General features: G+C 71.1%; 13 protein-coding genes. 7 read left to right on the plus strand and 6 right to left on the minus strand.

The genetic code is table 11. The features are described from left to right. Nucleotides 1-84 precede the first annotated feature (84 nt). Nucleotides 85-1,074, minus strand: coding sequence for a carbohydrate kinase family protein (locus L942_RS33680; protein WP_106965136.1), 990 nt, complete (start codon nt 1,072-1,074; stop codon nt 85-87). Nucleotides 1,075-1,229: 155 nt separating this feature from the next. Here L942_RS33680 and L942_RS33685 point away from each other — a divergent pair, with 155 nt between their 5' ends. After that, nucleotides 1,230-1,415, plus strand: a complete 186-nt coding sequence (locus tag L942_RS33685) for a hypothetical protein (RefSeq protein ID WP_037368046.1) — start codon at nt 1,230-1,232, stop codon at nt 1,413-1,415. 79 nt (nt 1,416-1,494) lie between these two features. Here L942_RS33685 and L942_RS33690 read toward each other — a convergent pair whose 3' ends face one another. Next, a complete protein-coding gene (locus tag L942_RS33690) occupies nt 1,495-1,872 on the minus strand; it encodes a HesB/IscA family protein (RefSeq protein WP_009074796.1) in 378 nt (125 codons plus the stop codon). A gap of 144 nt (nt 1,873-2,016) precedes the next feature. Between L942_RS33690 and L942_RS33695 the strand changes: the two genes are divergently transcribed. Beyond that, the gene (locus L942_RS33695; RefSeq protein ID WP_037368025.1) at nt 2,017-2,676 is read left to right on the plus strand and encodes a DUF3043 domain-containing protein; all 660 of its coding nucleotides are present in this window, start codon (nt 2,017-2,019) and stop codon (nt 2,674-2,676) included. Nucleotides 2,677-2,730: 54 nt separating this feature from the next. Then, on the plus strand, nt 2,731-3,720 hold the full coding sequence (locus tag L942_RS33700; protein ID WP_037368026.1) for an aldo/keto reductase family protein: 990 nt from the start codon (nt 2,731-2,733) through the stop codon (nt 3,718-3,720). Here L942_RS33700 and L942_RS33705 read toward each other — a convergent pair whose 3' ends face one another. Then, nucleotides 3,721-4,413, minus strand: coding sequence for an IspD/TarI family cytidylyltransferase (locus tag L942_RS33705; protein WP_037368029.1), 693 nt, complete (start codon nt 4,411-4,413; stop codon nt 3,721-3,723). It lies immediately after the preceding gene. Nucleotides 4,414-4,492: 79 nt separating this feature from the next. Between L942_RS33705 and cobT the strand changes: the two genes are divergently transcribed. Continuing rightward, nucleotides 4,493-5,572, plus strand: coding sequence for a nicotinate-nucleotide--dimethylbenzimidazole phosphoribosyltransferase (cobT, locus tag L942_RS33710; protein WP_037368031.1), 1,080 nt, complete (start codon nt 4,493-4,495; stop codon nt 5,570-5,572). 57 nt (nt 5,573-5,629) lie between these two features. Here the strand turns inward: cobT and L942_RS33715 are convergent, their stop codons facing one another. Continuing rightward, the gene (locus L942_RS33715; protein ID WP_037368033.1) at nt 5,630-6,733 is read right to left on the minus strand and encodes a branched-chain amino acid aminotransferase; all 1,104 of its coding nucleotides are present in this window, start codon (nt 6,731-6,733) and stop codon (nt 5,630-5,632) included. A gap of 96 nt (nt 6,734-6,829) precedes the next feature. On the opposite strand from L942_RS33715, the gene L942_RS33720 reads away from it, so the two are divergent. Next, on the plus strand, nt 6,830-7,132 hold the full coding sequence (locus L942_RS33720) for a hypothetical protein (RefSeq protein WP_037368035.1): 303 nt from the start codon (nt 6,830-6,832) through the stop codon (nt 7,130-7,132). 1 nt (nt 7,133) lies between these two features. Here the strand turns inward: L942_RS33720 and L942_RS33725 are convergent, their stop codons facing one another. Together L942_RS33725 and L942_RS33730 are read right to left on the minus strand one after the other, a co-directional pair. Further along, nucleotides 7,134-7,760 (minus strand): DUF402 domain-containing protein, encoded by a 627-nt coding sequence (locus L942_RS33725; RefSeq protein ID WP_037368048.1) that lies wholly within the window; start codon nt 7,758-7,760, stop codon nt 7,134-7,136. Continuing rightward, nucleotides 7,753-8,610, minus strand: a complete 858-nt coding sequence (locus L942_RS33730) for a hypothetical protein (protein WP_037368036.1) — start codon at nt 8,608-8,610, stop codon at nt 7,753-7,755. Before L942_RS33730 ends, L942_RS33725 begins: the two co-directional genes overlap by 8 nt. A gap of 102 nt (nt 8,611-8,712) precedes the next feature. On the opposite strand from L942_RS33730, the gene L942_RS33735 reads away from it, so the two are divergent. Then, a complete protein-coding gene (locus L942_RS33735) occupies nt 8,713-10,215 on the plus strand; it encodes a leucyl aminopeptidase (protein WP_037368038.1) in 1,503 nt (500 codons plus the stop codon). A gap of 77 nt (nt 10,216-10,292) precedes the next feature. Continuing rightward, nucleotides 10,293-11,276, plus strand: coding sequence for an SMI1/KNR4 family protein (locus tag L942_RS33740; protein ID WP_037368040.1), 984 nt, complete (start codon nt 10,293-10,295; stop codon nt 11,274-11,276). Nucleotides 11,277-11,433 lie beyond the last annotated feature (157 nt).

The raw sequence follows: 11,433 nt of genomic DNA on the forward strand, positions 1-11,433 counted from the left end.
AGCACAATCAAGCTTCGGGGTGCCCCACGCCGGCCTGAGGGCGCAATGTCGCCGCCAGGCGACATTGCCGCCCCCACACAGACCTCAACCAGGCAAAACCGCCGCGATCTCCTCCGCGGCCTCGGGCCCGAAGGCCTCCCGCAACCGCGTCAACGCCGAGACCCGCTCAAGGGTCCACTCCTGCGTCCCCACCGTCTCCAGCACGAGCACCGCGATCAAACACCCCAGCTGCGCCGCCCGCTCCAAACTCAACCCGCCGTCAATCGCAGCGAGGAACCCAGCCCGGAACCCGTCCCCCACCCCAGTGGGATCGGCCTTCCCCCGCTCCGGCACCGCCCCGATCTGCAGCGCGGTCCCGTCCCGCCCGACGATCTCGACGCCCTTCTCCCCGAGCGTGGTGATCCGCAGCCCGACCCGCTCCAGCACGTCGGCCTCGGTCCAGCCGGTCTTCTGCAGCAGCAACTCCCATTCGTAGTCGTTGCTGAACAGGTACTTGGCCCCCTCGACGAACGACCGCACCTGCGCGCCGTCCATCCGGGCCAGCTGCTGCGACGGGTCGACCGCGAAGGTGTACCCCCGCTGACGGCATTCCTGCGCGTGCCGGACCATCCCCTCCGGATCGTCCGGGCTGATCAGCACCAGTCCGAGCCCGCCGACGCGGTCGGCAATCGGCCCCATCTCGATGTTGCGGGATTCGGCCATCGCGCCGGCGTAGAACGTCGCGATCTGGCACATGTCCTCGTCGGTGGTGCACACGAAGCGCGCGGTGTGCGCGACCTCGGACACCAGCACGCCCGAGGTGTCGACGCCGTGCCGCTGCAGCCACGACTGGTAGTCCGCCCAGTCCTGGCCCACCGCTCCGACCAGCACCGGCTCCACTCCGAGCACGCCGAGGCCGAACGCGATGTTCGCGCCGATGCCGCCGCGGCGGACGACGAGGTCGTCGGCGAGGAAGCTCAACGACACGCGGTGCAGCTGCTCGGCGACGAGCTGCTCGGCGAACCTCCCCGGGAAGTGCATCAGATGGTCCGTCGCGATGCTGCCGGACACGGCGATCCTGGGCTTGTCTGCCACCGGTTCTCCTCACGGGGTGGATGAGCTGTCGTTTTCGCGCCCTGACGCAAGTTACCCGCTGGTCATGACCCTTCCGGGTAGTTTCCGCGCCACCTTGCGACACTACCGGCCGGTACTCGTTTCCCGTTCGACTCCGGCTGAATAGCGTGGCTTTCGTGAACCTCGCGACCGAACCGGAAACCATCGGCGACCTGATCGCCGACTGCGCCCACCTCCCGTCCGAGCTGCAGCCCGAGCGGCCGTCCGGCCAGGCCCGGCTGCCGCGCCCGAGGGCCGCGCTGCCGTGGACGGTCGACGACGCCTGCCACGCCCAGGTGGCCGACCTCGACGCCTACGTCTGAGCAGGCCGAGCCCAAGAACGCCGGGAACGGGAACGGGCCCCAGCGCGGTCGCGCGGGGGCCCGTTTTCCGGCTCTGGGCTCAGTGGAAGCTGTCGCCGCAGGCGCAGGAACCCGTGGCGTTCGGGTTGTCGATCGTGAAGCCCTGCTTCTCGATGGTGTCGACGAAGTCGATCACGGCCTCGGACACGTAAGGCGCGCTCATCCGGTCGACCGCGACGCGCAGGCCGTCGAAGTCGCGGAACAGGTCGCCGTCGAGCGTGCGCTCGTCGAAGAACAGCTGGTAGCGCAGGCCCGCGCAGCCGCCGGGCTGGACGGCGATGCGCAGGTGCATGTCGTCGCGGCCCTCCTGTTCGAGCAGCGCCTTCGCCTTGGCGGCCGCGGCGTCGGTCAACGTCACGCCGTGGGTCTCCTCGGCGGTCTCGGCCGCAGCCGCACCGGTCTGCTCAGCGGTCGTCATGGCACTCCCTCTTTGGTCGAACTCGCTGCGGGTACATCTCGTGTCCTAGGCACAACACGCGACTCGCCCGATCTGTTCCCCTCCATCGTCGCATATGGAACGACCTGGTGAACAAAGCCGTGACGCCTGCAATACCCTGGTGAGGTGAGGTTCCTGCGCCGAAGCACCACTGACCCCGCCGCCGACGAGTCCGCGGCCGAGGCTGCCACTGCCGAATCCCCGGCCACGAGCAAGGCGTACACGCCGGGCAAGGGCAAGGCGACGCCGAAGCGGCGCGAGGCCGAGGGGCGCAAGCGCGGACCGGTCGCCCCGCCGCCCACCTCGATGCGCGAGGCGATGAAGCGCAACAAGGAACTGCGCAAGGCGAACCCGGTCAGCAAGGAAGAGCGCAGGGAGGCCGCCCGGCAGCGCCGCGAGCGGATGATGTCCGGCGACGACAAGTATCTGCCGCCGCGCGACAAGGGCCCGGTCAAGGCCTACGTGCGCGACCTGGTCGACTCGCGGCGCAACATCCTCGGCCTGTTCATGCCGCTGGCCATCCTCGTGTTCCTCGCGCTGCTGGTGCCCGCGCCGGCGGTGCAGCAGTACATCACCCTGGTCTGCATGGCGATGCTGCTGGTCATGGCCATCGAGGGCTTCGTGAACGGCCGCAAGATCTCGAAGCTGGTCAACGAGCGCTTCCCGAAGGAACCGGCGACGGCCAAGCGCGGCGTCGGCTGGTACGCGTTCGTCCGGGCGAGCCAGATCCGCAAGCTTCGCGTCCCGAAGCCGCGGCTCAAGCCAGGGGACCCGATCCCGAACTGAGCAGTGCGGCACACAGGTCGTTAGCCTCGCGAACGAAACGTTTACGCTGTCGGCATGGAGTTTCGACGTCTCGGCCGCAGCGGCCTCAACATCAGTGAGATCTCCTACGGCAACTGGCTGACCCACGGGTCCCAGGTCGAGGAGGACCAGGCGCAGGCCTGCATCAAGGCGGCGCTCGACGCCGGCATCACGACCTTCGACACGGCTGACGTCTACGCCAACACCGCGGCGGAGTCGGTGCTCGGGCGCGGGCTGAAGGGCCAGCGCCGGGAGAGCCTGGAGATCTTCACCAAGGTCTTCTGGCCGACCGGTCCGAAGGGCCCGAACGACAAGGGCCTCTCGCGCAAGCACATCATGGAGTCGGCCAACGCGTCGCTCAAGCGGCTCGGCACCGACTACGTCGACCTCTACCAGGCGCACCGCTTCGACCGCACGGTGCCGCTGGAAGAGACGATGCAGGCGTTCGCCGACCTCGTCCGCCAGGGCAAGGCGCTCTACATCGGCGTTTCGGAGTGGAACGCCGAGCAGATCGCCCGCGGCGCGGCGCTCGCCCGCGAGCTGAAGATCCCGTTCGTGTCGAACCAGCCGCAGTACTCGATGCTGTGGCGCGTCATCGAGGCGCAGGTCGTGCCCGCTTCCGAGCGCGAGGGCCTGAGCCAGATCGTCTGGTCGCCGGTCGCGCAGGGCGTGCTGACCGGCAAGTACAAGGTGGGCCAGCCGCTTCCCGCCGGTTCGCGCGCGACCGACGAGAACGGCGGCGCGAACATGGTGAAGCGGTTCCTCGACGAGAAGACCCTCACCGCGGTCGCGAAGCTGGAGCCGCTGGCGGCCGACGCCGGGCTGTCGATGGCGCAGCTGGCCATCGCGTGGGTGCTGCAGAACCCGAACGTCGCGTCGGCGATCATCGGGGCTTCGCGGCCGGAGCAGGTGCAGGACAACGTCAAGGCGGCCGGCGTCAAGCTGGAGCCGGAGCTGCTCTCGGCGATCGACGAGGCGCTTGGCGACGTCGTGGTCACCGACCCGGCGCTCACCGTTTCCCCCTGATCAGCGCAGCAAGAACCGCTCCGCCACCGCGAGGTCGTGCGGATAGGTGATCTTCACGTTCTCCGCGCTGCCGGGCACCCACCGCACCGGCAGCGCGGAGAACCGCTCCATGCACGAAGCCGTGTCGGTGCCCAGAAATCCTTCCGCGGCGGCTTGTTCGTAGGCCGCCAGCAGCGGTCGCGCCCGGAAGCCCTGCGGGGTCTGCACCCGGATCGCACCCGGCAGCGGCGCGGCCACCGTCTCGGGTCCGGCCATCGAGACCACGTCGTCCGCGGCGAGGCCCGGCACCGCTCCCCCGTCTTCCCGGGTCCGTTCCAGGACCGCGGAGATCAGCTCCGGCGTCACCAGCGGCCGGGCCCCGTCGTGCAGCAGCACGGAATCCACTGTCCCGTCGGCGATCCGCGGCGCGAGATGGCGCAGCGCGTTCAACTCGGAGGCCTGCCGCGTCGGCCCGCCGGGCACGATCTCCACCGGAACGGCCAGTTCGGCCAGCACTTCCTCGGCCAGCGGCGCGTCCTCGGGCCGGATCACCAGCACCAGCACGCCGATCCCGGGTGCGGCGGCGAACGCGTCCAGCGACCACGCCACCACCCGCCTGCCCGCGACCGGCAGGTAGACCTTGTTCAGCGCGGCCCCGACCCGGGTCCCCGCGCCACTGGCCAGCACGACCCCGGCCGCCGTCGATTCCCGCACGCCGACCGACCCTAAGGGCCCGGTCCCGGCGACGGTAGGTTGGGCGCCGGGACTCCCCGCGGCGAAAGGAAACCTGGCTGTGGACACCGGCGAAACGGGCATCGAGTTCGGCGAGATCGCACCGCCGAGCGACCAGGCCCGGTCGGGCGCGATCGCGCTGCACGACAAGCTCGTCAAACCGGCCGGCTCGCTCGGCAGGCTGGAAGAGCTGGGCGTCTGGATCGCGTCGTGCCAGGGGCAGGCGCCGCCGCGGCCGTTCACCCGTCCGCGCGTGGTGGTGTTCGCGGGCGATCACGGCATCGCGAAGAAGGGCGTCTCGGCGTACCCGCGGGAAGTCACGTCGCAGCTCGTCGGCACGATGCTGACCGGCGGCGCGGCGATCAACGTCCTCGCCGCGGCGGCGGGCGCGGGCGTGCGCGTGGTCGACATGGCCGTGGACACCGAGGAATCCGCGATGCGGTCGATCGGCGAGTTCAAGGTGCGCCGCGGTTCCGGCTCGATCGATGTCGAGGACGCGCTCACCGACGCCGAGGTGCGCGCCGCGGTCGAAGCCGGCCGCAAGATCGCCGACGCCGAGGTCGACGGCGGCGCGGACCTGCTGATCGCGGGCGACCTGGGAATCGGCAACAGCACCCCGGCGTCCGTGCTGGTCGCGGCCCTGACCGGCAGCGAACCGGTCGCCGTGGTGGGCCGGGGTTCGGGCATCGACGACAACACCTGGATGCGCAAGGCCGCCGCGGTCCGCGACGCGCTGCGCCGAGCCCGCGCGGTGCTGGCCGACCCGCTCGCACTGCTGCGGACGTCCTCCGGGGCCGACATCGCCGCGATGACGGGCTTTCTCGCGCAGGCAGCGGTCCGCCGGACGCCGGTGGTGCTCGACGGGCTCGTGGTCTGCTCCGCCGCGCTGGTCGCCGAAGAACTCGCGCCGGGTGCGCGGCGCTGGTGGATGGCCGGCCAGCTCACCGGCGAACCGGCACACGCGCTCGCGTTGGAGCACCTGGACCTCGGCGCGCTGCTCGACCTCGACGTCCGCCTCGGCGAAGGCACCGGCGCGGTCACCGCCTTGCCGCTGCTGATGATGGCCAGCCGCGTGCTCGCGGAAATGACCACGCACGAACAATCCGGCGTCTCCGGCCCGCTCACGTCCGGAAAGCCGTGAGGGGAACTCTGAGGGAAGCAGATTCCCTCAGAGTTCCCCTCACGGACAGCTGGCTCGTCAGGTGAGCGGCACCATCCAGCCCTCGGGGGCCGGGTGGGCGCCTTCCTGGATGCCGACGAGCTGCTCGCGCAGGGCCATGGTGACCGGGCCCGGCTGCCCGCCGGAGATCGAGAATTCGCCGCCGCCGTGCTTCACGTGGCCGACCGGGGTGATGACCGCCGCCGTGCCGCACGCGAAGACCTCGGTCAGCTCGCCCGAGGCGGCCGCCTTCTCCCATTCGTCGGTGGAGATCCGGCGTTCCTCGACCTTGTGCCCGGCGTCCTTCGCCAGCTGCAGCAATGACTTCCGGGTGACGCCCGGCAGCAGCGAACCGGTCAGCTCCGGGGTGACCACGCGGACGTCGTCGCCCGAGCCGAAGACGAAGAACAGGTTCATCCCGCCCATCTCCTCGACCCACCGGCGCTCGACCGCGTCCAGCCACACGACCTGGTCGCAGCCCTTCTCGACGGCCTGCGCCTGCGCCACGAAGGACGCCGCGTAGTTGCCCGCGCACTTCGCCGCGCCGGTGCCGCCGGGCGCCGCGCGCACGTACTCGGTGGACAGCCACACGTTGACCGGCTTGACGCCGCCGCTGAAGTACGAGCCGGCCGGCGAGGCGATCACCGCGAAGACGTACTCGTCGGCCGGGCTGTTCACGCCGAGCCCGGCCGAGGTCGAGATCATGAACGGGCGCAGGTACAGGGAATCGCCCTGGCGAGTCGGCACCCAGCGCTCGTCCACCGCGATCAGCTCGCGCAGCGCGGCGATGAAGGTCTCCACCGGCAGCTGCGGCATGGCGAGCCGCTCGGCGGAGTCGCGGAACCGCTGCGCGTTGGCGTCCGGCCGGAACGCGGCGATCGTGCCGTCCGGCTGGCGGTAGGCTTTGAGACCCTCGAAGATGGCCTGCCCGTAGTGCAGCACGGACGTGGCCGGGTCGAGGGTGAACGGCTCGTACGGTCCGACCTTGGCGTCGTGCCAGCCCTTTTCGGTGCTGTAGCGGACGGTGACCATGTGGTCGGTGAAGTGCGTGCCGAACCCCGGCTTGGCAAGTACCTCGGCGACGCGTTCAGGACTCGCGGGGCTCGGGTTCGGAACGTGGGTGAACTGCGTCGCTGTCGTCATGCATAAACGATAGCGCTTGGTCGGAAGCACGTTAGTCGGAAGTCCTGTGGTTTTACTCGCCGCACTGGCCCGCGCTCGCAGCGTCACCCCACTACGATGGCCAGCGTGAGCACTCAACCAGCGCGCCGAGCCGGGCCCGGGGCCGGGCCGGACGTCAAGACCTTCGGCACCGCGGCCCTGCTGACCTTCGGCGCGGGGCTGCTCGGAATGGTCGGCTGGGGCCTGCTTTCGAGCGGGTTCGGCTTCTTCCTCGGACTGGTGGTCGCCGGGTTCGGCATCTACTGGTGGAAGAATCTGCACGGCACGGTGATCGCGAAGAACGTGCCGACCAAATCGGTCGTGATCCTGCTGGTGGTCGACATCGTGCTGTTCCTCGCGCTGGTGCTGCTGGCCCAGTAGGTCAGCACAGCCCGGCGGGCAGCCGCGGAACGGGCCAGTCCGGGTCCGGCTGGAAGCCGGTGTGCGTGCCGTCGAACGGAAACGCGCCTTGCTCGGCGAGCGCGCCCAGCCGTTCGCCCTCCGCGCGCAGCTTGGCGAGTTCGGCCGTGGTCAGCCGGCCCGCGTCGACGGCTGCCTCCGCTTCGTCCTCGTCCTTCCACTTCCAGCCCGCGCCCGGTGTCACGACCAGGTCGAGGATGCCGTCGATCCGGTCCGGGCCGGTTTCGGTGCGCCCGCGCGGCACTTCGAGGTTCACGTACCAGTCGCGGAACCGGCCGTCCGCCTCGAAAAACCACCACACCGACGACCAGGCCCCGTCCGGGATCAGCCGCAGCGTCGACGTGCCGTGCCAGACGTCCGGCACGCGCACGCGCGGCTCGCGAAACCGTTGTTCCAGCGGCGCTTCCCGCAAGGCCCGGCCGTCCGCGAGCCGGCTGCCGATGATCGGAGTGCCGACCGGAAGCCAGCCGAGCAGCGTCTCGCCGTCGTCGGAGATTACGCGCAGGGGGTGATGCTGGCCGATGCTGCCGTCCGGGCGGACGAAACGTTCGACGACTGTCTGTCCCGGCGCCCAGCGGTGCTCAGTCATGGACGCCACGGTAGCGACGAACCCGCACGCGCAGCAGCAGTTCGACGATCGCACCGAGCCCCGCCACGAGCAGCGCCGCGGACAGCGGAACGAACGCCGCGGCCGCCGCGGCCAGCACCGCCGCCACCGCGGTCGGGGCCCCGCCGGACGGCGCAAACCGCTGTCGCGCACCGACGAAAGTCGTGAATGCCGCGGGAAGCGTCGCCAGCACTGCGATCACCGTGAGCAACGGCTGGAGCTGTCCGGCGTCCGCGGCGGAAAGCAGGTCCCGCATCGCCGTCCCGGACAATCCGAGCCGGACCGGACCCAGCTGCAGCAGCGTCACCGCGGTGACCGCCGCCGCGACGAAGCTCAGCACGAGCGCGCGTCCGGTGCTCCGCTCCCCCGGTTCCGGAACGAGGAACGGCAGCAGGAACAACGCCGCGACGACGATTCCGGCCGCGTTCGGCGTCCCGATTCCGCCCGTTCGCGACACCGGAGCGACCGCCAGACACATCGCCACGAGCACCGCCGCGGCGACCAGCAGGACCCCCACTACCCACTTGACCAGCAGGTTCGGCAGGCGCAGCCCGGCGAAGTCCGCAGCGGCGACGAAGACGACCAGCGCGGCGGCGGCGTATCCGGGCTGCAGCGGGAACACGTACGCACCGAACGCCTGCGCGAGCACGACGACCTGCGCCAGCCGGGATAATCCGCCGGTGATCCGGCCGGCCGGATCGTCGCCGAGCGCGGGCAGCCGGGAGCCGCCTATCGCGGCCAGCGCGGCGAGCCCGACCCCGGCGAGCAGCCAATACCCGGCCCCGGCGGCACCCGCCGCCAGCGTCACCAGGAGTGCTCCGGCGAGCCGCACCGCGATCCCCCTTCCGCCGTCCGGATGGCTTTGTCATTAGCATGGCTCACGATCGACCGGGCAGATCGCCCGGCGCCACCGCGACGTCGCGAGGAGCCAGAAGTGACCGTGCCGAAGCTTGCCCTCACCGAGAACACGGATGCGGCAGTGGGCAAGACCCGCGCCGACGTCGTCGTGATCGGCACTTTGCAGGGCGAGGACGGCCTCGAGCTGGCCGCCGGCGCGGAGGTCGCCGACGCGGCGTTCGACGGCAAGCTCGCCGAGGTGCTGGGCACGCTCGGCGCGACCGGCAAGGCCGAGGAGATCGTGAAGCTGCCGACGCTGGGCAAGCTGCCCGCGGGCGTCGTGCTGGCGGTCGGCCTCGGCAAGCCGAAGGACGGGGCGATCACCCCCGAGCAGGTGCGCCGCGCGGCCGGTGCCGCGGCCCGCGCGCTGAGCGGCACCGAGCGGGCGTTCGTCACGCTCTCGGCCGTCGACCTGCACGCCGCCACCGAGGGCATCGCGCTCGGCGCGTACGTCTTCGCCGAGTACCGCTCGGAGAAGGGCGACGGCCCGCTGGCGAAGGCCGACCTGGTCAGCCCGGCCGACGGCACCGCGCGCGAGCACAAGGCCACGCTGAAGGCGGCCGGGTTCATCGCCGAATCGGTGGGCATCGCCCGCGACCTGATCAACACCCCGCCCAACGACCTGTTCCCGGCGTCCTTCGCCGACCGCGCGAAGAAACTCGCCGACGCGAACGGCCTCGACTTCGAGGTGCTCGACGAGAAGATCCTCAAGCGCAAGGGCTTCGGCGGCATCCTCGGCGTCGGCGGCGGTTCGTCGCGGCCGCCGCGTCTGCTGCGGGTCAGCTGGAAGCCGGCGAAGGCGCGCAAGAAGGTCGCGCTGGTCGGCAAGGGCATCACGTTCGACTCGGGCGGCATCTCGCTCAAGCCCGCCGCGAACATGGACCACATGACTTCCGACATGTCGGGCGCGGCCGCCGTGCTCGCGTCGGTCGTGCTGGCCGCGAAGCTGAAGTACCCGCTCGAGGTCACCGCGCACATCCCGCTGGCGGAGAACCTGCCCTCGGGCACCTCCTACCGTCCGGGCGACGTGCTCACCATGTACGGCGGCAAGACCGTCGAGGTGCTCAACACCGACGCCGAAGGACGGCTCGTGCTGGCCGACGCGATCGTGCGCGCGGCCGAGGAGAACCCGGACTACCTGATCGAGACCGCCACGCTGACCGGAGCGCAGGTGGTCGCGCTGGGCAACCGGATCTCCGGCGTGATGGGCTCGGACGAGTTCCGCGACCGCGTCGCGGGCATCATGCAGGCCACCGGCGAGGGCGGCTGGGCGATGCCGCTGCCCGACGAACTGCGCTCCGACCTCGACTCGCGGCTCGCGGACATCGCGAACGTCACCGGCCAGCGCTGGGCGGGCATGCTCGTCGCGGGCGTGTTCCTGCGCGAGTTCGTGCCCGCGGACCTGCCGTGGGTGCACCTCGACGTGGCCGGCCCGGCGTTCAACTCCGGCAGCCCGTGGGGCTACACCGGCAAGGGCGGCACCGGCGTCCCGGTCCGCACCATCGCCGCGGTGCTGGCGGACATCGCCGACCAGGACTGACGTTGTGCCGGAGGCCCCGCACCACGCCCGGTGCGGGGCCTCTGTCGGGTCCGCGGCAGTGTGGGACGCTCGCGCTCATGCAGCGCGACGACTACCTCGAGACCGCCGTCCGCGACGTGCTCACCGCAGACGAGGCCGCCGTCGACCGCCGGATCGGCCACGCCGCGCTCCTCCTCGCGACCGCGGGCGCGTCCGGTGCCGCGGATCGCCTAGCCACGCAATGGCACGCGGTGACCGGACGCCCGGCATCCGTGCTCGCCGACGACGCGGTGCGCGCCCGCGCCTGGGCGATGCTCTTCGAGGCGCGCGGCGACCGTCCACAATGGGCAGACGCACTCGTACCGCTCGACCTGGACGCGGAAGAGCAAGCCCACCAAGCACTTCTCGCCCGCCGAGCGTCCGATTTGGACGGTCTCTTCGAGGGTTCGCCAGTCGCCGGGGCAGTCTCGGCGCTCGCCCCGCAACGGCCCGATCCGGTGCGCGAAGCACTGGCCGCCGCCGACCTAGACGCGTGGGCGGCGCTCGTCGAAAACCACCCGGAGCCCGACGTGGCAATGCTCGCCGCCACCCGGCGACTCGCCGCCCGCCTGGTCACCGGCGCGGACCCGCTCGGCCTCGGCACCGAATGGCCGGACCAATGCGCGGGCGCGCTGATCGCCGCACTGCGCGAACGCCATCCGACCGGCCCAGCAAGCCTGCCGGACCTGGTCGCGGCGATCCTCCGGCTGCGCGGCCAACACGCCCCGGCCCCCGCGCGCCCCGCCGACCTGGCCGCGGCCGAACAGCGCCTAGGCTTCCGGCTGCCCGCCGACTACCGCGAGTTCCTGTCGATCACGGACGGCTTGCCCGCGGACGTGGTGTTCCCGCGCCTGCTGCCCGCCCGCGAACTCCGCGCCGACGGAACCGTGGTGATCGTCTCCGAGCCCGCAACCATCCTGCTAGCCCGCACCGGAGACAGCTGGCAAACGGTCGAAGTCGACCTCACGTACGGCAGCACCGCGCACGCCTCGTTCCGCGCCCTGCTGGAGCACCACCACCGGCTCCTGGAAGCGAGCGCCTGACGTTTCGTGGGGGAACCCTCACGAACCCGGCTTCCCGCAAGGAGTCCTTCACGGACCAAAAAGCACCGACGCACCCAACTCATCGAGGCACCCAGCCCCCGCCCTGCACCCCGATACGAAGCCTCCCTGCGGTCTTGGGGTGCTTGTCAAGGCATCT

Origin of the sequence: Amycolatopsis orientalis DSM 43388 (genome assembly GCF_000411975.1) — a bacterium.
GTDB classification, from domain to species: Bacteria; Actinomycetota; Actinomycetes; order Mycobacteriales; family Pseudonocardiaceae; genus Amycolatopsis; species Amycolatopsis orientalis_D.